The organism is Micromonospora vinacea, from assembly GCF_015751785.1.
GTDB lineage: Bacteria > Actinomycetota > Actinomycetes > Mycobacteriales > Micromonosporaceae > Micromonospora > Micromonospora vinacea.
The window spans coordinates 3,180,098-3,197,830 of record NZ_JADOTY010000001.1; the positions used below are offsets into that span (position 1 = coordinate 3,180,098).

The 17,733-nt window shown below is 68.6% G+C and carries 16 protein-coding genes, 2 tRNA genes and 1 pseudogene; 10 read left to right on the forward strand and 9 right to left on the reverse strand.

Annotated elements, in window-relative coordinates; all coding sequences use genetic code 11:
• Window positions 1-14 precede the first annotated feature (14 nt).
• Window positions 15-605 carry an oligoribonuclease gene (gene orn, locus IW249_RS15260; RefSeq protein WP_130407816.1) on the forward strand — a complete coding sequence of 197 codons (591 nt, stop codon included), beginning with the start codon at window positions 15-17 and terminating at the stop codon, window positions 603-605.
• Between the two features lie 113 nt (window positions 606-718).
• Window positions 719-791, forward strand: a tRNA-His gene (locus IW249_RS15265).
• A 116-nt stretch (window positions 792-907) separates the two neighbouring features.
• On the opposite strand, the gene IW249_RS15270 is transcribed toward IW249_RS15265, so the two are convergent.
• The gene (locus tag IW249_RS15270; protein WP_196921374.1) at window positions 908-2,200 is read right to left on the reverse strand and encodes a L,D-transpeptidase; all 1,293 of its coding nucleotides are present in this window, start codon (window positions 2,198-2,200) and stop codon (window positions 908-910) included.
• 248 nt (window positions 2,201-2,448) lie between these two features.
• The gene (locus tag IW249_RS15275) at window positions 2,449-3,711 is read right to left on the reverse strand and encodes a L,D-transpeptidase (protein ID WP_196921375.1); all 1,263 of its coding nucleotides are present in this window, start codon (window positions 3,709-3,711) and stop codon (window positions 2,449-2,451) included.
• Window positions 3,712-3,897: 186 nt separating this feature from the next.
• On the opposite strand from IW249_RS15275, the gene IW249_RS15280 reads away from it, so the two are divergent.
• Both IW249_RS15280 and IW249_RS15285 read left to right on the forward strand, forming a co-directional pair.
• Window positions 3,898-3,973: transfer RNA gene (locus IW249_RS15280), tRNA-Lys, on the forward strand.
• A 179-nt stretch (window positions 3,974-4,152) separates the two neighbouring features.
• Window positions 4,153-4,833 carry a YdcF family protein gene (locus IW249_RS15285; protein ID WP_196921376.1) on the forward strand — a complete coding sequence of 227 codons (681 nt, stop codon included), beginning with the start codon at window positions 4,153-4,155 and terminating at the stop codon, window positions 4,831-4,833.
• A gap of 6 nt (window positions 4,834-4,839) precedes the next feature.
• Here IW249_RS15285 and IW249_RS15290 read toward each other — a convergent pair whose 3' ends face one another.
• Window positions 4,840-6,066, reverse strand: coding sequence for a helix-turn-helix domain-containing protein (locus IW249_RS15290; protein WP_196921377.1), 1,227 nt, complete (start codon window positions 6,064-6,066; stop codon window positions 4,840-4,842).
• A gap of 371 nt (window positions 6,067-6,437) precedes the next feature.
• On the opposite strand from IW249_RS15290, the gene amcA reads away from it, so the two are divergent.
• From amcA to IW249_RS15315, 5 genes and pseudogenes are all read left to right on the forward strand, one after another.
• Entirely contained in the window at window positions 6,438-6,602 is a 165-nt protein-coding gene (gene amcA / locus IW249_RS15295; RefSeq protein WP_196921378.1) for a multiple cyclophane-containing RiPP AmcA, read from the forward strand.
• Window positions 6,599-6,946: a hypothetical protein gene (locus IW249_RS15300; protein ID WP_196921379.1), complete on the forward strand. Its 348-nt coding sequence runs from the start codon at window positions 6,599-6,601 to the stop codon at window positions 6,944-6,946. The genes amcA and IW249_RS15300 overlap by 4 nt, the downstream gene beginning before the upstream one ends.
• Window positions 6,943-7,077 (forward strand): annotated as a pseudogene (locus IW249_RS15305) (cyclophane-forming radical SAM peptide maturase AmcB); the annotation flags it as partial. The gene IW249_RS15300 and the pseudogene IW249_RS15305, both read left to right, overlap by 4 nt.
• A 123-nt stretch (window positions 7,078-7,200) precedes the next feature.
• Window positions 7,201-7,863 carry a pentapeptide repeat-containing protein gene (locus tag IW249_RS15310; RefSeq protein WP_196921380.1) on the forward strand — a complete coding sequence of 221 codons (663 nt, stop codon included), beginning with the start codon at window positions 7,201-7,203 and terminating at the stop codon, window positions 7,861-7,863.
• A 15-nt stretch (window positions 7,864-7,878) separates the two neighbouring features.
• Window positions 7,879-8,448, forward strand: a complete 570-nt coding sequence (locus IW249_RS15315) for a kinase (RefSeq protein ID WP_196921381.1) — start codon at window positions 7,879-7,881, stop codon at window positions 8,446-8,448.
• A gap of 257 nt (window positions 8,449-8,705) precedes the next feature.
• Here the strand turns inward: IW249_RS15315 and IW249_RS15320 are convergent, their stop codons facing one another.
• The 6 genes from IW249_RS15320 to IW249_RS15345 form a co-directional block, all read right to left on the reverse strand.
• On the reverse strand, window positions 8,706-9,050 hold the full coding sequence (locus tag IW249_RS15320; protein ID WP_196921382.1) for a YnfA family protein: 345 nt from the start codon (window positions 9,048-9,050) through the stop codon (window positions 8,706-8,708).
• 110 nt (window positions 9,051-9,160) lie between these two features.
• On the reverse strand, window positions 9,161-9,613 hold the full coding sequence (locus IW249_RS15325; protein ID WP_196921383.1) for a MerR family transcriptional regulator: 453 nt from the start codon (window positions 9,611-9,613) through the stop codon (window positions 9,161-9,163).
• On the reverse strand, window positions 9,613-11,112 hold the full coding sequence (locus tag IW249_RS15330) for a SulP family inorganic anion transporter (RefSeq protein WP_196921384.1): 1,500 nt from the start codon (window positions 11,110-11,112) through the stop codon (window positions 9,613-9,615). The genes IW249_RS15325 and IW249_RS15330 overlap by 1 nt, the downstream gene beginning before the upstream one ends.
• Window positions 11,113-11,419: 307 nt before the next feature.
• On the reverse strand, window positions 11,420-12,595 hold the full coding sequence (locus tag IW249_RS15335; RefSeq protein ID WP_196921385.1) for an outer membrane protein assembly factor BamB family protein: 1,176 nt from the start codon (window positions 12,593-12,595) through the stop codon (window positions 11,420-11,422).
• Between the two features lie 236 nt (window positions 12,596-12,831).
• The gene (locus IW249_RS15340; protein ID WP_196921386.1) at window positions 12,832-15,954 is read right to left on the reverse strand and encodes a hypothetical protein; all 3,123 of its coding nucleotides are present in this window, start codon (window positions 15,952-15,954) and stop codon (window positions 12,832-12,834) included.
• A 64-nt stretch (window positions 15,955-16,018) separates the two neighbouring features.
• Window positions 16,019-16,654, reverse strand: a complete 636-nt coding sequence (locus IW249_RS15345) for an acyl-CoA-like ligand-binding transcription factor (protein ID WP_196921387.1) — start codon at window positions 16,652-16,654, stop codon at window positions 16,019-16,021.
• Between the two features lie 95 nt (window positions 16,655-16,749).
• On the opposite strand from IW249_RS15345, the gene IW249_RS15350 reads away from it, so the two are divergent.
• Window positions 16,750-17,688, forward strand: a complete 939-nt coding sequence (locus IW249_RS15350; RefSeq protein ID WP_196921388.1) for an oxidoreductase — start codon at window positions 16,750-16,752, stop codon at window positions 17,686-17,688.
• The last annotated feature ends 45 nt before the right edge of the window (window positions 17,689-17,733 follow it).

A 17,733-nucleotide genomic window follows, 5' to 3' on the forward strand; every position in this document is an offset into this window, starting at 1 on the left:
CGTAGGCTGTCCCGGTGGCTGATCTCCTCGTCTGGATCGACTGTGAGATGACTGGGTTGGACCTCGGCAGGGACAAACTGATCGAGGTTGCGGCACTGGTCACCGATCCCGACCTCAACGTGCTGGGTGATGGTGTCGACGTGGTCATCCACGCCGACGAGGCGGCACTGGAGGGGATGCCGGAGATCGTGCAGACCATGCACGCCAAGTCCGGTCTCACCGAGGAGGTCCGTCGTTCGGCGGTCACCCTCGCCGAGGCCGAAGACCTGGTCCTGGAGTACGTCCGCACCTTCGTCAAGGATCCGCGTACGGCACCGCTCTGCGGCAACTCGATCGCCACCGACCGGGGCTTCATCGCCCGGGACATGCCCCGCCTCGACGCGCACCTGCACTACCGGATGATCGACGTGTCGTCGATCAAGGAACTCTGCCGCCGCTGGTACCCCCGGGTGTACTTCGGCCAGCCGCAGAAGGGTCTCGCGCACCGGGCGCTGGCCGACATCCGGGAGAGCATCCGGGAGTTGGAGTACTACCGGCGCACTGTCTTCGTTCCGCTGCCCGGCCCGGATGTCGAGACCGCCAAGGCCATCGCCGCCGAACTCTGACCGCGGCAGCTCGTCCCGGGGGAGCAGGGAACCCGCTGGACGAGGCGCGCCACGGTGTGGCTATTATTGGTCCGCACCCCGCCCGGAGCGATCGACCGGGCGACGGCGGCATGGTGGCTGTAGCTCAGTTGGCAGAGCACCGGGTTGTGGTCCCGGTTGTCGTGGGTTCAATTCCCATCAGTCACCCAGTTGGTTTCACGACTCAGGCCCCCTCCTCGGAGGGGGCCTGAGTCGTTGTCGGGGGCGAGACAGGGGCGCATACGCGAGAGCCCCCTCCGAAGAGGGGGCTCTCGTCGGGTGACTCAGGCGGTCGGCGTGGGGGACGGGGTGACCGTCCCGTCCGGGGTCGGGGTGGTGGCGTCCGGGTCGGCCGGAGGCTCGTACGGAAGGGCGCTGCCCTTGACGTACTCGTCCCAGCTCATGTTCCAGTCGGTCCAGCCGTTGCCGTTCTGCAGCTTGCGCTCAGTGCCCTTGACCGTGATCGGGTCGCCGATCTGCGTGTTCTTGAAGAGCCAGTCGCCGTTGGCCATCGACACGTTCACGCAACCGTGCGACACGTTCACGCTGCCCTGCTGGCCCTCGGACCAGGGTGCCGCGTGGATGAACTCGCCGCCCCAGGTGAGGCGCTGCGCGAAGTCGATTTTGGTGCGGTAGCCCTCCTCCGGGCCCAGCTCCTCGAACGTGTCGAAGACCGTCTTGCGCAGCTTCTCGATCACGACCATGGTGCCGCTGGACGACGGGGTGCTCTTCTTGCCCAGGCTGACCGGGATGGTCTTGATCACGGAGCCGTTGCGGGTCACCGTCATCCGCTTGGTCTTGTTGTCGACAGTCATGACCACCGCAGCGCCGATCTTGACGTCCACCGAGAGGTCGGCGCGGCCGTACCAACCCGCACCCATCGGCAGGCCACCCGCCTGCACCCGGTAGGAGACCTTGCTGTTGGGCTTCCAGAACTCCTTCGGCCGGTACCGGATCTCGGTGGGGCTGACCCAGTGCCAGATGCCCTCCTGCGCCGGGGTCGAGGTGACTGTCATCCGGCGCTGCACGTCGTCGCGGTAGTCCTCCGGGATGTTCCGGCTGAACTTCACGATCAGCGGCATGCCCACCCCGACCACCTGGTTGTCGCCGAGGAAGCTGCTCACCCGAACCTGGTTGCCGGGCTTGGCCATTGTGGTGAAGGTGCTGGTCGCGGTGGCGGGAAGCCCGTCGTCGCCCTTGGCGGTCACGGTGGCCGTGTAGCTCGTGCCGTACGCCAGCGCGCCGGCCGGCAGCCACGACTTGCCGTCCTTGGCGAGGGCGCCCTCGACCGCCTTGCCGGCGGCGTCCTTCAGCTCGACAGCGGTCTCCACGGCGTCCTTCGTGGTGAAGGTGATGCCGGTGGACGCCGGCACGTCCTTGGCGTCGGCCGCCGGCTCACTGATCGTCGCGGCGGCCTTCGGTGCCGGGTTCTCGCCGCCGCCGTGCCACGAGGACGGCTTACCGCCGTCGCCGTCGGTGCAGGCCGAGGTGAAGGCCAGCGCCACGGCGAGGAGCCCCGCCGCGAACACGCGGCGTCGCCCGCCGGGCCTGATCAGCTGGTCCTGGCTAGCTCGCATGAATTCCCTCACAGTCGTGGTCGCTGCCCCATCGTCTCCTACTGACGCGCCAGAGCCGGCCCCGGTTGCCGAGGGTGAACCGAAACACGTCATCAATAGTGCCCGAATTCTGCTACTATCCGGCGTTTCGTGAGCCTGGTTCATGCCCGTACCGGGAGTGCGGGGGTCGCCGCGCCGCATTGAGCGGCGGGAGTGCAAGGGTACGCCGACCCGGCCAACGGCCGGGCCGGCGCAACGAGGCCGACGGCTCAGACGGCCGGGCCGGCCCCACCACCGGGCACCGGCAACGCGCTGCCCTTGATGAACTCCGACCAGCTCAGGCTCCACGCCGTCCAACCGTTGCCGGCGGTGATCCTGCGCTCGGTGCCCTTGATCGTGATCGGGTCACCGATCCGGGTCTTGCTGAACAGCCACTTGGCGTTCGCCATCGACACGTTCACACAGCCGTGCGAGACGTTCTGCCGCCCCTGCACGTGCTCCGACCAGGGCGCCGCGTGGATGTACTCGCCGCCCCAGGTGAGCCGCTGGGCGAACTGGATGTCGGTCACGTAGCGGTTGGCCGGGTCCGGGTCGTCGCGGGTGTCGAAGACAGTGGCTTCCTTCTTCTCCATCACGACCATCGTGCCGCTCGACGACGGCGTGCTCTTCTTGCCCAGGCTCACCGGAATGGTGCGTACCGGCGCGCCGTTCTCGTACACGGTCATCTTCTTGTTGGCGTTGTCGACCTTCATCTCGAACGCCCGGCCGATCTTGGCGGTGGCCTTGCGGTCGACGTCGCCGTACTTGCCGTTGCTCAGCGGCACACCCGCCAGGGCGATCCGCACGGTGATGGTGGTGCCCGGCTTCCAGTACTCCGGGGCCCGGTAGTAGGCCTGCGTGCCGTTGCTGACCCAGTGCCACGCGCCCGGCTGCGGCGGGTCGGTGCGGACGAACATCCGCTTCTGCACCGCCGCCCGGTCCTTCTTCGGGATGCCCGGGTGGAACTCGGTGACCACCGGCATGGCCACGCCGTAACTCTTGTCGTCGAAGAGGTACAGGCCCGACCCGATCGTCGACTTCGGCTTGGCCATCGTGGTGAAGCTGCTGGTGCCCTGGCTGCTCGTGCCGTCCGACGCGCTCGCCGTCACAGTGGCCGTGTAGCGGGTGCCCCACTTCAGGGGAGCGGACGGCACCCAGGACGAACCATCGGTACGCAGCTTGCCCTCGACCGAGCCGCCGCCGTCCGCCGTCAGGGTGACAGCTGACACCTTCCCGCCGCCCGGGAGCTTCGCGCTGATCTCCGTGCTCACCGGCCGGTTCTTCGTGCCGTTCGCCGGGCTCAGCGTGAGCGCCGGCCCGCTCGGCGTGCTCGGCGTCGAAGGTGCGGCCGAGCCGGGTGTGGCGCTCGCGTCCGAGGACGTTCCGCCAACGAATTCCGGCTTCTTGTCGTCGCCGCCGCATCCGGTCAGTGCCAGCGACGCCACCAGAGTCAGGGCGCCCACCACCGCCCCGGCTCGCGTGAACCGTGCCATGCCCACCTCTGTTCTCGCGTACCTGGCGGACATCGTGCCGCATCACCACCGCAACCCACGCCCCGATCTTGGTGACGGTGGTCGGTTTGGGGCTTTTGCCGGCAAAGCTCGACCGAAGGGGGGACCCGGGTAACCGAATTGGAGCCCACGTTCCAGGGGTGCTAATGTTCTCTCCGTTGCCGACGAGCGCCGCTAGCTCAACTGGCAGAGCAGCGGACTCTTAATCCGCGGGTTCGGGGTTCGAGTCCCTGGCGGCGCACCAACGATCAAGGTCCTGACCTAGTGGTTCACACTGGGTCAGGGCCTTTTTCGTGTACACCGGTGGTGGGCGGTCGCTCGGTCCGGGGTCAGCGGTGTAGTGCTGGAGTCAGCAGCGTCGTGCTGCCCTGCTAGCCCTACGCTGGCGGCATGAGGAAACCCAGCGCGGACCGGACCTGGTAGGTGCTGATGAACCGACATGCAGCGGCACCTGCCGAGGCGATCCCTGACACGATCCGGGCGGACGTGGAGACGCTGTGGCGATACCACGACATGCGCCACGAGTTGCGCCCGTGCGACGTGGGGATCGGGTTGGGCAGTCACGATCTCGGTGTGGCCGTCATCGCGACGCGCTTGTTTCATGAGGGCCTGTTCCCAAGGATCGTGTTCACCGGCGCGAACGCCCCAACGACCGTTGAGCGGTTCCCGCGCGGAGAAGCAGTCCACTACCGCGAGTACGCCGTTGAGCAGGGCGTACCCGCGAAAGCGATTCTCGTGGAGCCGCATGCCACGAACACCGCCCAGAACCTGGAGTACTCGCGTCAGCTCCTGACCGAACACCGGATCCCGGTGAAGTCGGTGCTGATCATGTCGCGGCCCTACCAACAGCGTCGGGCCTACGCCACCTGCAGGCTGATGTGGCCGGAGGTCGATGTGGTGTGCGCGTCGAACCCACTCGAACTGGACGACTACGTGAGCAGCATCGGCGATCCGCGGCGGGTGGTGGACATGCTGGTAGGCGACACGCAGCGGATCGAGGTGTACGCGGAGCGCGGGTTCGCGATCCCGCAGGAAATTCCGGACGAGGTGCGGACGGCGTTCGAGCGCCTGGTCGCGGCTGGCTACACGAGCCGGCTAATTTGAGCCCAGCTACCAGCGCGGTCCTCCCGACCGGACGCCCATCCGGTCGCTGAGTTCGACGGCCAGTCGAGGTGGCCGAGGGCGGGTGAGGATGTCGCGGACGAGGTCGCGGGAGAGCTGGTGGTAGCGCACCTGGTCAGGGCCGATGACCTCGGCCTCCAGGAGCGCCGCGAGCGCGTCGTCGATGCGGTTCCACCGGGCGAGGGCCCGGGCGGTTTCGATGGCATGCCGAACCTGCCGCTCGACGGGCACGGTGCTGGTGTCGAGTGTGGCGCCGATAGCGATGGCGCGTTGCACATCGCCGAGTTCCATCGCCACGGTCGTCTTGTGGATCGACACGTTGGTCGGCCCGAAAGCGGTCCAGACGTGGTTGCCATCGGCGCCGAGCCGCTGTGCGGCGGCATCGGCCTCGGCGATGTGGGTGTCGGCGGAGGCGCGGTCGTCGTCTCGGGCGGCGGCCAGCGCGCAGACGAGGTGCAGGCTGCCGTAGACCGACAGCAGCTGCGGAGTGGGTTTGGTGAGCCGTGGTTCCAGGAACTGCGCCGCCGTGGCTGCGAGGCCACGAGCCTGCGCATATTCGCCGATGGACGCCAGCGAGTGCGCGGCGGAGCGGCTGAGCGAGCCGATGACGACGTGGTCGTGGCTGGCGTTGGCGGCCGCCAGCCCACGGCTGGCGGCGGTCCACGCGAGGTCACCTTCGCCGAGCTTGGTGAGGAACAACGCAGCGAGCTGGTGGGCGTAGGCGGTCATCGCGTGCGCTCGCTGGCCATCGTCTCCGTCGTACGCCTCAGTGGCGGTGAGGCAGTCATGGATGAGGTAGGGCAGCCGGCGGGCAAGGGTGCCGTATCGCGAGTGCTGGTAGGCGGACCAGATCTCGGCGACGTCGTTCTCGATCTCGCGCAGGGCGGGCGCTTCGACGTCCCCCGTGCTGGCCAGCGTCGGCGCGAGGTGACGATAGTCGTGAAGCGCGGCCCGCAAGGCCGGGATGGTCTCGCGCCCTGAGTCGTCCGACCACTCGAACAGGCTCGGTGCACCGATCAGGTCGCCGAGGGACACATCGAGGGCTTTGGCGATCGCGCGTATGACTGACAGCCGGTCGAGGTCGGCCCGGTTCGTCTCGACCTTGCGTAACCACTCCTGGGTCTTGCCGACCAGACCGGCTAGCACCTCCTGGGAGAGGCCTCGTCGACGCCGGTAGAAGGCGACGCGCTGGCCGATGGTCATGTCTTCCGTCATCCCTCGCACACCATCACCCTGCCCGCTGAAGGCCGCCGGACCCGGTACGGATTTTCCCGGTCCTCCGTACGGACCGCCCCTACGTTCAGTTCACCCCAGATCACCGGCGCGTGTCGATGCCGGTGTCGGGGATGACCTAACAGGGAGCTGCAAATGGAGGGATCGATGGGCGGTGCACCACACCACGGCTTGGGCCGCTGGCTCGGCCCGTCCTGGAACGAACTGTCTCGGCGTTCTCCCCGCCTGCGTACCGCCATGAGGGCTGCGTGGGTGGGTGATCGGCGGCCTGCTCCCAGCCGCCGTGATGCGGCGGCGGGCTCGCCATTCCCTCGGCGAGCCCGCCGCTCATCGTTCCTGGTGGGGGTGGAGGCATGACGGTGTACGTCTCGCGTAACGCGATAGCCAGCCAGTCCCGGCGCCCCGAGCCCAGGTGGACGTCCTCACAGGGTCAGGTGCGGCGCGCTGATCCTCCGCTGCTCACCTTCGTGTGGCGTCGGCTGTTCGAGCAGCAGGCCCGCGAGGGCGGTCGCCGGTGACCGGGCAGCAACGCCGTCTCGCGGCGAACCGGCTCGCGCCAGCCGAGGTGGAACATCTGCCGATGCGCCCGCTGTGGCTGTGCCGCCGGTGCGGGCAGCCATGGCCCTGCGGCGCGGCGAAGCTCGCGCTCCTCGCCGAGTACCGGGAAGAGCCGGTGAGCCTGTTCCTCTACCTGGCCGGCTGCCTGCACGATGCGATCGACGACCTGCATCGGCTCAACCCGAGCGTCACGGGCAGCGCCGCCGACATGTTCGACCGGTTCCTCGGCTGGCCCGCACGCCACACCCACGCCTACCGCGTCAGTACCACCACGGCCGCCAGCATCGAAGAGGCCTCCTCGTGAACGGCATCGGCCTCATCAACGCCACCGGCCAGCCGGCGATTGCCGGCAGCTTCCACACCCTGGTCGTGCAGCCGACGAGCTTTTGCAACCTCGACTGCACCTACTGCTACCTGCCCGACCGGAGATCCCTCTGGGATAACAAGGGTAAGTTCGACAGTCGACCCGGCTGGGACAACTGGAACAAGAAGAAGGAGCCCCACCACGGGACGCGCGGGGTTGCGTGCCCACCCCGCGTCCACACAGGTTGAGGACACATGCGCACCACCACGATCGGCGACGTGAAGGTCCTGCTGCCGGACCTCGAACCGGACGACCTCGACACCACGACGGACCTTGACGGCGGCCTCACCGAGGCCCTCGTCGAGGGCGCAGCGTGGCACGGCTCGCACCTGGAGGACGCCCACATCCGCAGCAGTCTGATCACCGGCGTGGACCTGAGCGAGAGCACCTGGGAAGCGGGCAGCCTCTACGGCTGCGAAATCACCCGCACCGACTTCTCCGGCGCGACCCTGACCGGCATCACCATCGAACGCTGCGCCATTACCGGCTCCCGGTTCACCGGCACCAGGCTCACCGACGTACGCCTCAAGGACGTCCTGTTCGACGGCTGCCGCTTCGACTACGCCACCTTCCAACGCGTCACCGCCGCCGGCTCGGTCGCCTTCACTGACTGCACTCTCACCAACGGCGCGTGGTCCTCCTGCCGACTACCTCGCATCGCGCTGCGGTCATGTGACCTCGCCGGACTGGAATTGGACTCCTGCCAGCTCGACGGCACCGACCTGCGGGGCAGCCGGCTGCAAGGCCTCAAGACGCCGCTGGACAACCTGCGCGGCGTCACCCTCGGCGAGGACCAACTCCCTGACCTCACCCAGCTGACCGTGGCCGCCCTCGGCCTCACCGTGCGCAACGACTGAAGCCGAGGAGGCGTCGTGCTCGCTGAACCCACTGGCAGCCCGGACACGATCCTCGTCTGCATCCGGGGCAACTCCGGCTCAGGCAAGAGCAGCATCGCCCGCGAGCTACGACGCCGGCACGGCCGGGGTTGCGCCCTGGTCGAGCAGGACTACCTGCGCCGCATCGTGCTGCGTGAGCGGGACAAGCCCGGCGGTGCGGCACCGGCGTTGATCGGGCAGACCGTTCGGTTCGCCCTCGACCACGGCTATCACGTCGTGCTGGAGGGCATCATGCACAGCAGCCGCTACCGCAGCATGCTGACCTCCCTGCGGGACGACCACCGCGGCCGGTCGCTGTTCTGCTATCTCGATGTGTCCCTGGCCGAGACCCTGCGCCGGCACCTCACCCGCCCGCAGGCCAGTGAGTTCACCGCCGAGCACATGAGCGGCTGGTACGCCGCCCATGACGTCCTGGACTGGCCCGACGAACTCGTCCTACCCGAGACCACGGGACTGAACGAAGCTGTCAACGCCATCGCCGCTGTGGCTGGGCTACCCCAGACCGGACGCGACGACGACCCGCTACCAAGCGTTCCGTCCCCGTAGAGCAGCTCAGCTCCGCGCCCGGGTGCTCCACGGCTGCTCGACCGCCATGGACGGGCCGACCGCTGCCGGGACGGCATGGACGGGTACGGCGGGTGACCAGCGATCGACGTGCACCGGTTGGACCGGTGGATATTGCTGGGAATCCAAGAGTTGGCCAAGATCAAGCTCTTAATCCGCGGGTTCGGGGTTCGAGTCCCTGGCGGCGCACCAGCGATATTCAGGGGACATGACCAGTTGGTCATGTCCCCTGAATCATGTCAGGAGCCGCCCGCCGAACGCGGCGCGTACATGATCAGGGCGACGCCGATCAGGCAGATGCCGGCGCCGATGACGTCCCACCGGTCGGGTCGGAACTTGTCGACGATCACGCCCCAGGCGAGGGAGCCTGCGACGAACACGCCGCCGTAGGCGGCGAGGATGCGTCCGAAGTTCGGGTCGGGCTGGAAGGTGGCGACGAATCCGTACGCACCGAGGGCGATGACGCCGGCGGCGATCCACCACAGGCCGCGGTGCTCGCGCCAGCCCTGCCAGATCAGCCACGCCCCGCCGATCTCGAACACTGCGGCGACGATGAACAGCAGAACAGAGCGGACGACGGTCATCTGTGGACCGTAACGGCCGGCACCTGCACGTCGAGGCGCGGCGTACCGTTGCCCGCTCAGCAAGCTCGCCGATCAGTCGCCACAGTTCACTGCCACCGATGTGGGAGGGCTCAGACAGGGGGGCCTTTGTGGTGGTCGAGTTCGGCGCGGAGTGTGTCGGCGAAGCCTTCGGCCATGGCGAGTTGGTCGCGGAGGGCCGTGACGCGGGTGGTTGCGGCGGTGTGGAACATGGCGAGCCGGTCGAGCAGGGCGGCGCGGTCGGTGCCGGTGGCGGTGCCGAGGGCGTCGAGGACGGCGAGGAGGTCGCGCATCTCGTCGAGGGTGAAGCCGAGCGGTTTCATGCGCTTGACGACGGCGAGGCGGTCGAGGTCGGGCCCGGTGTAGAGGCGGAAGCCGCCTTCGCTACGGGCGGAGGGCACGATCAGGCCGGCTTCCTCGTAGTGGCGAATGGTGCGGATGCTCAACCCGACCCGTTCGGCGGCCTCGCCGATCTGCATGAGGCGACCGGTGGCCGGGCCGGAGACGTGCTGCTCCGCACCGATGTCCCGGCTGGTGGTGGCCATCAGTGGCCGACGCCGAGCTGACCGGCGAGGGTGCCGTGGATGCGGGCGCTGGGCTTGTTCAGCTCGATGATCTCGACGGTCTTGCCGCGGGTGGCGTACTTCTGCGTGATGGCGTCAAGGGCGGCCACGGAGGAGGCGTCCCAGACGTGGGCGTGGGTCATGTCGATGACCACCGTCTCGGGGTCGTTCGCGTAGTCGAACTGGCCCACCAGGTCGTTGCTGGAGGCGAAGAACAGCTCACCGCGCACCGAGTAGATCCGCGTGGTGCCGTCCGGGTCCAGGACGCTGGTGACCTCGACCAGGTGGGCGACCCGTCGGGCAAAGATCACCATGGCGGTGAGGACGCCGACCACGACGCCGATGGCGAGGTTGTGGGTGGCCAGGGTGGTGACGACGGTGGCCACCATGACGATGGTCTCGCCGTACGGCATCCGCTTGAGGGTGGCCGGGGCGACGGAGTGCCAGTCGAACGTCGACACCGCCACAATGATCATCACGGCGACCAGAGCGGCCATCGGAATCACCGCTACCACGTCGCCGAGCGCAACGACCAGGACCAGCAGGAATACGCCGGCCAGGAACGTCGACAGCCGGGTACGGGCGCCCGACGCCTTAACGTTGATCATCGTCTGACCGATCATGGCGCAGCCACCCATGCCCCCGAAGAAACCGGTGACGATGTTGGCCACGCCCTGGCCCCAGGACTCGCGGGTCTTGCTGGAGGGGGTGTCGGTGATGTCGTCGACCAGCTTGGCGGTCATCAGCGACTCCATCAGCCCGACCAGCGCGATCCCCAGGGCGTAGGGGGCGACGAGGGTGAGGGTGTCCATGGTCCAGGGGATCTGCGGCATCCCGAGGGTGGGCAGGCTGTCCGGCAGGGCTCCCTCGTCGCCGACGGTCGGCACCGCCACGCTGGCGAAGACGGTGACCAGGGTCAGGACCACGATGGCGACCAGCGGCGCCGGGATGGCGCGGGTGAGCCGGGGAAGCCCCACCATGATCGCCAGGGCGACGGCGACGAGCGGGTAGACCAGCCACGGCACGCCGAGCAGGTGCGGGACCTGGGCGGCGAAGATGAGGATGGCCAGAGCGTTGACGAAACCCACCATGACGCTGCGGGGGATGAAGCGCATCAGCTTCGCCACGCCGAGCACGGCGAGCAGGATCTGGATCGCGCCGCCGAGGATCACCGCCGCTATCAGGTAGTCCAGCCCGTGTTCCTTCGCCAGTGGCCCGACGACGAGGGCGATGGCCCCGGTCGCGGCGGAGATCATCGCCGGACGGCCTCCGCAGATCGCGATGGTGACGGCCATGGTGAACGACGCGAACAGCCCCACGCGGGGGTCGACGCCGGCGAGGATCGAGAAGGAGATCGCCTCCGGGATCAACGCCAGGGCGACGACCAGGCCGGCGAGAACCTCGGTGCGGAACACCTTCGGCGACAGCCAGGACGGACGGGACAGACGCGGTCGGTTGACCGCGGACAGCACAGAAGACATACAGCCATTTCCACTCGGGCGTCCCGTGGGCGCGCACAGTTTCGCTCAGGACCGGGCAGCTACTCATCGACCACTGCCCGGACGCGTGGTCGCCACGGGAGCCACGGGCCTCGCCCGGATAGCCGACAGCGAACCTACCCTTTCGTGAGGGGAGAGTTCACCGAACGTGGTGATCATCACCGGGTCGCTCCGGTTCCCACGCGTGCCCGCCCAGCCGCTTGATGGCACCCGCAGCGTTCCCCACCCTGGAAACGGCGACGGCGGTCGACCGGGACATCCGGTCAACCGCCGTGGAAGCGCCGCTGGGTCAGAGGCCGTAGACGGTCAGTTTCGTGCCGTCGGTGGCGTACACCCTGCCGTAGGTGACCACGAGCTGGTCGGTTGTGCCGGTGAACGGCGGTGCGTTCAGCGGGGCGCCGTCGACGGGGTTCAGGGCGTAGACGCGGTTGCCCTTGGCCGTGACGTACAGGACGCCACCGGCCATGATCGCCCGCTGGTCCTCGCTTCCCGGAATGCGCTTACTCCAGATGATGGCGCCGGTGCTGCGGTTCAACGCGTACACCGTGCCTGAGGAGGAGGTGGTGGAGGCGGAGGTGACGTAGAGCCGGGTCGGGGTGACCACCGCGAACTTCGGGTACAGGTTCGACGCGAGCCAGGTCAGGTTGCCGGTCGTCGGATCGAGGATCTGCAGGCTGTGTCCCCATCCGACGTAGAACTTGGTTCCCGTCTCGTCCGTCGCGAGCGGCCGGTAGTCGCGGCCCGCGATGGCGTTGATGGAGTCGCCGGTGGTGATGTCGACGACGGCGCTGGTCAGGGGACCGCCATTTCCGGCGTATCCGGAGAGGAGGACGTGACCGTTCGCCGAAACCGGCTGATCCATTGTGACGTCCTGCTCCCACAGCAGTTGCCCGTCGGCGACGCGGTAGGCGCGCGCGTCCGCGCTGTAGCGCCCAAAAGCGCTGACCACGACGACACCCCGGTCGACGAGGATCTGCCCGACCGCGCCGTCGTCGCGGATGTCCCGAACCAGCGCGCCGGTCGGGGCGTCGAGCACGAAGATCCGTGAGACGTCGAGGCCAGGCTGGCCAATGACGATCGCCGCGAAGACGAGCTGGCCGGCCGTGTGGACGAGTTCCGTAGGTAGCGCGAACCTCTCGGGGTCCAGCTCGAAGCGCCACTTCTGCGCGCCGGTCACCTCGTCGGTGGCCGTGACACCGAGGCTGTCCAGGGTGTAGACCAGTCCGTCGGCGACGACAGGTGCGCGCTGGCCGGTCCGGGCCGGGCTGCCGGTGTGCTTGAGCTTGAGGTTCGCGACGGTCGGGACCGTCACGCTCGTCTCGTTGGGGTTGAACGCGCTGTTGCTGACCAGGTAGCCGGACATGGACCACCAGCCCGTGCCGGCCGCTGCGGCCGGCGTCGCCGGGACCGCCACCGTCGCCGCGAGCACCGCGGCAGCGGTCAGCGCCTTCACTGTGTGCCTCACTCGTACCTCCCCCGTTGGCGCGACGTCGAAGAACGCCGCGCGTGATTACCTCACGGCGGAATGCGCCCTCTACTGCTCCGGGCTGCCGTGCCGGTGATCCTATGGCGGCCACGGTGTCCAGGGTGGCCCCCTTTTCAACGGCCGTCTGAGCCTGAGGGAGGCAACCGAGTGGCATGCGTAGGTCCGTTGTGGATTGCCACGTTGCCGGCGCCTGTGGGGGCGCCGGCAACGCTGTGTCAGTTGGCGTGGGTCAGGCGGGTGGTGATGCGCAGGCCCAGGAGGGTGTCGTTCATCCACGGCACCCGCTCGCGGTGCAGACCGGCGGTCATCTGGTCGGCCCAGACCTCGTACCGCTGCATCAGCGCGTTGGCGCGGGACCGTGCGCTGGTGATCAGACAGTCGCCCAACGGGTCGCCGGGCAGGTTGGACGAGTCGACAGCGGGCTCGCAGGGCACCTTGAGGCTGACCTGGTCGCGCAGCGGGCGGCTGGGGTCGAGCGAGCACGGCGTCGGCCCGCAGAGGGTGTAGTTCGCGCTCGCCCTGGCGTAGGCATTGCCGATCTTGGCATCCGTCGGCATGTTCACCGGGATCTGGTACTGCCCGAACAGGTTCGCGGACAACACGTCGTCCGAGTCGAGGGCGTTGGGCAGACCCAACCGGGTGTACGCCTGAAGCAGCCGGGCCGCCGTGTTCACCTTCTTCAGGGCGGTCGGCACCGGCCCGCTGACCTGGGTGCTCTGGTCCCGGACCCGGTCGTACATGAACTTCTGCCGGGCCTGGAGGAAGCCGCGCAGGGTCGGCGTCAGCGTGGCGTCCAGCGCGGTGTTGTTCACGGCCGTCGCGCCGCTCGCGAAGTTGTACCGCCCGGACGGCCACTTCTGGGTCAGGCCCTGCTCGGGTGTGGTCTCGCTGTCACAGTTGAAGAACTCGCAGTCGACCTGGTAGACCTGCTCGTCTGGCCAGGTGTAGTCGGCGGTCCGTGAGTTCTGCCAGGTCGTGTTCGAGTTCAGCCGGAACCGGCTGTGGATCTGCAACCGCAGCTTGCCGTAGTGGCGGATCACCCCGGTGCCGTAGCCCGTCGTACGCGTGTAGACCCAGCTCGGGGTGTAGCAGTAGCCGACCTCGGGCAGCTCCCGAACACCGGCCGGCGGCTCGTCGGGTCGCGGTGTGTACGCGTGGTGGAGTGCCCGCACCATGTTCGACATCAGCTCGTAGCGAACGTTGCTGGGTCGGTCGATCTGCCTGCTGCCCTCACACGACGGCACCGTCGCCTCGTCGGCCTTGGCCGGCGCCGGGGCGAGGGGTTTGTCCGTGTCCCAGAACAGGTCGTAGTTCTTGAGCGTCTTCACCTGTACGCCATTGGCGTCCGGCTCCCAGCGGGCCTGGACCTCGTTGGTCCGGAGGGCGGCGAGCGCTGTCGACAGCTCGTTGGTGGCGCCGACGTACTCGTGGACGAGCCCGGTGATCAGGGCGTTGGCGTTGCCGTTGGCCGGCCGACCGAAGCTGGCCGCGACGTCGGCGATGCGGGTGCCCTCCGCCTCGATCTGCGCCGCCCGACCGGCGCTGACCTGGGCGGCGTACGTCGGGTTCTGCAGCATCAACATGGCGTACGCCTGCGCGCCGAGGTTCCACACCGTCGGGTTGCCGACCGGCGTCGACGGTTCGACCATCGACGGGTCGCGTCCGCTGGCGACCCGGGCCAGGTAGTTGATCGACCTGGCCTCGCCGAAGCTGTTCAGTACGGTGGTCGGGTCGACCGCCGGGTTGTCCGCGTCGGTACCGGGCACCACGAAGGCGGCACCGCTGGCCAGCTGCGTCGAGGTCAGGTGGAACTCGTTCTCCGGGCCGACGAACTCGCCGTACGTCGGGATGGGTTGACCGAAGTTCTCCAGGTAGCCGATGTACTGGTTGATGTCGGCGCGGGCGTCGTGCAGGGTGGCGTCGCCGATCGCGGCCAGCACTGTGGCGGCGATGTCCTCCAGGCGCAGGCCGAGCTGGGCGACCTGCTGCTGGACGAGGGTGATCTGCGCGGTGTTGCCGGCGATCGCCGCGTTCAGTTTGTCGAACTGGGCCATCATGTTCGCGTACACCGTGTTGATCTGGGCCTCGACCCGCGCGAAGCTGGCGCGCATCTCGTCGCCCAGGGCCCGCACCTCGTCGCGCAGCGCTTTGACCTGGGCGAGGATCTGCGCGTCCAGCGACGGTCCGCTGCTGCCGAAGAGCCCGACGATCGACATCACGGCACCGAAGACGTTGCCGGTCATCGCCAACGTGGCGGTGCTGAAGATCGAGCCCGCCAGTCCGCGTCCGGTGATCGCCGCCGCGTACTTGGAGATCGCGCTGATCGTGGTGAGGACCGCCTCGCCGATCACCTTGGACTTCTTGCCGGCATCAGGGTCGGCGAACCCGATGAGGGTCGAGACCATGCCCACCCCGGCCTTGACGTCGGAGATCGTCTGCTGGCGGTCCTTGTCCCGGTCCTCGGCGGCCTTCTTGGCCGCCGCTGTGCACGCGGCGCTCGGCGGCCCCTCGGGAGGGCACTTGCGGTTGTTCTCGCCGATCTCGAGACGGATCTCCAGGCTCAGGCCGAGCAGTTGCGCGTGCAGGGAGGCCAACTGCTGCTTGGCGGCCGCGACGTACGCCACCGAGTCATCGCGCAGCGCCAGGATCGCGTCGAGGTCCACGTGTGAAAGGCCCGGGTCCTGGCTGAGTTCCTCGTAGGTGCTGGTGACGTCCACCCCGAACGGCTCACCGAGGACGGCGTTCCACGCGGTGGCGACAGGCGCGCTGGCTGCCCCCGCCTGCCGGACCGCGGACCACACCGCGGCGAGAGCGTCGTCACGGCCGCGCAGCCACTGGGCGGTCCGCAACGCGCCGGACGCGAGTTCCTCGCGGGTGTCCCACGGTTCGACAGTCTTGCCGATCACGGCCCCGACCAGGCCGGTGATCTCCGGCGAGGTCCGGGTCTCACCGCCGGCAGTGCCGAGCAGGACGTCGACGGACTTGAGCAGCAGGTCCTGCTCGGGCAGCAGGAGGTCGAACGTGGTCAGCGAGCTGTCGAGCAGTTGCTGGCGTTCGGTGAGCTGGATCTGTGCCTGTTTGGCTGTGGCGTTCGGGTGCAGCCGGTGCCACTGGACGAATTCGGCAGACAGCACGACGGTAGTGATCCGGGCGGCACCGATGAGATGGAGTTCGGCGACCTGGCCGAAGGCCCGGTCGGTGAGCGTCGCCTGAGGGACGGGGACGGGGGCGGGATCGGCGGACGCGGGTTCGCCGAAGAGCACGCTTGCCGCCGTTACCGCGATCATCGTCAGCACGGCGGTCCCGCGCCTGGTGCGCGTGGAACGTTTTATTGTCATGCCGCGAACGTATTGAGCAGCCTGAAAGGGCGCTGAAACCGCGCTGACCCGCGCAGGGTGCCGCTCAGCCGGCGGCCTGTGACGCGGCGGGCACGTCGAGGGCCGGCGCCACGACGGCGAACGCCTGGTCCATCAGTTCGGCCAGGTGCTGCTCGTCGTCGCCCGGCTGCCACCGCTGGAGCACCGTGTCGAGTGCCAGCAGGGCCATCCCGGCGGCCATCCGCGGGTAGGGGTCGGTGTGCGGGTCGAGGCCGCAGCGGTTGGCCAGCTCGGCGGCCAACTCGGCGCGCCACTCGATCTGGCGTTCCAGCCAGCGGGCGTGCAGGGCAGGGGTGTCCAGGATGAGACGGACGACGACTCGGGCTCGCTCGGAGTGTTCCGGGTGGTCGTTGCAGGCGGCGAGCGGCACCCACAGGGCGTGGCGCAGCGCGACCGACTGTGGCTCGGCGGGCGGCCGGGCGGTGAGTTCGGTGATGATGTCCGCGCTGGTGTCGGCCAGGAACCGGACGACGACGTCTTCTTTGGACGCGAAGTAACGGAAGAAGGTACGCCGGGACATCCCGGCGGCCGCCACGATGTCGTCGACCGTCACCACGTCGAAACCCTTGGTGGCGAGCAGCATCAGGGCGGCGTCCCGCAGTTCGTCGGCAACGAGCTGGCGTTTGCGTTCGGCCAGGCTGTTGTCCGCACGAGATCTCATCCGCCGATGCTACGTCATCCGGTGCCCCCTCATGCCCGTGTTGGCATCGCGCGCACTGCTTGACACTCAGTGCCATCGATAGCACAGTGGGTCGCATGACTGTCGATGGCTGGTCCACTGAGCAGATCCCCGACCTGAGCGGCCGTACCTTCGTCGTCACCGGTGCCACAGCCGGCCTCGGCCTGGTCACCACCCGGGCGCTCGCCGTCCGCGGCGCGCGCGTCGTGCTGGCGGTCCGCGACGAGGAGCGGGGCCGCCGGGTGGCGGCCGACATCACCGCCGCCCACCCGGGCGTCGACCTGGAAGTCCGGCGGATCGACCTGGCCGACCTCGACTCGGTACGCATGTTCGCCGACCGTATGCACACCGACCACAGCCGGGTGGACGTGCTGGTCAACAACGCGGGGGTGATGGCCCTGCCCCGTACCCTCAGCCCGCAGGGGCACGAGGTGCAGTTCGCCACCAACCACCTCGGGCACTTCGCTCTCACCGGGCTCCTGCTCGACCTCCTGCTGGCCGGCCGGGACCCGCGGGTTGTCACTGTCACCTCGGTCAACCATCGGCAGGCCAAGGTCCGCTTCGCCGACCCGACCGGCGAGCGGGGCTACTCCCCGATGGGCTTCTACAACACGTCCAAGCTGGCCAACGCCATCTTCGGCTACGAACTGCACCGGCGGCTCAGCGCCGTGGCCAGCCCGCTGCGCAGCTTCCTCGCCCACCCCGGCTACACCGCGACGAACCTGCAGAGCAGTGGCACCACACCGATCTGGCGGCTGCTGCTGGGCCGCATCGGCAACCCGCTCCTCGCCCAGCCGGTCGACCGCGGCGTCTGGCCGCAACTGTTCGCCGCCACCGACCCGGGGGCGCAGCCGGGCCAACTCGTCGCCCCCGGTGGGCCGGGCGAACTGCGCGGCCATCCCGCGCCGGCGAAACTCTCCGCGGCGGCGACGGACCCGGAGCACGGCCGCCTTCTGTGGGAGCTGTCCGAGCAGGCCACCGGCGTGCGGTTCGGCTCGCTGCTACCAGCGGACTGATCGCGGACCATCCCACAGTCGTCACATTCCGCCGCGTCAGATCGT

Excerpts from the sequence above, each read along its gene's own strand:
- IW249_RS15330 (WP_196921384.1), bottom strand. The coding sequence starts at position 11,112 with ATGTCTTCTGTGCTGTCCGCGGTCAACCGACCGCGTCTGTCCCGTCCG.
- IW249_RS15320 (WP_196921382.1), bottom strand. The coding sequence starts at position 9,050 with ATGACCGTCGTCCGCTCTGTTCTGCTGTTCATCGTCGCCGCAGTGTTC.
- IW249_RS15350 (WP_196921388.1), top strand. The coding sequence starts at position 16,750 with ATGACTGTCGATGGCTGGTCCACTGAGCAGATCCCCGACCTGAGCGGC.
- IW249_RS15310 (WP_196921380.1), top strand. The coding sequence starts at position 7,201 with ATGCGCACCACCACGATCGGCGACGTGAAGGTCCTGCTGCCGGACCTC.
- IW249_RS15325 (WP_196921383.1), bottom strand. The coding sequence starts at position 9,613 with ATGGCCACCACCAGCCGGGACATCGGTGCGGAGCAGCACGTCTCCGGC.
- IW249_RS15270 (WP_196921374.1), bottom strand. The coding sequence starts at position 2,200 with ATGCGAGCTAGCCAGGACCAGCTGATCAGGCCCGGCGGGCGACGCCGC.
- IW249_RS15340 (WP_196921386.1), bottom strand. The coding sequence starts at position 15,954 with ATGACAATAAAACGTTCCACGCGCACCAGGCGCGGGACCGCCGTGCTG.
- amcA (WP_196921378.1), top strand. The coding sequence starts at position 6,438 with ATGACGGTGTACGTCTCGCGTAACGCGATAGCCAGCCAGTCCCGGCGC.
- IW249_RS15275 (WP_196921375.1), bottom strand. The coding sequence starts at position 3,711 with ATGGCACGGTTCACGCGAGCCGGGGCGGTGGTGGGCGCCCTGACTCTG.
- IW249_RS15290 (WP_196921377.1), bottom strand. The coding sequence starts at position 6,066 with ATGACGGAAGACATGACCATCGGCCAGCGCGTCGCCTTCTACCGGCGT.
- IW249_RS15345 (WP_196921387.1), bottom strand. The coding sequence starts at position 16,654 with ATGAGATCTCGTGCGGACAACAGCCTGGCCGAACGCAAACGCCAGCTC.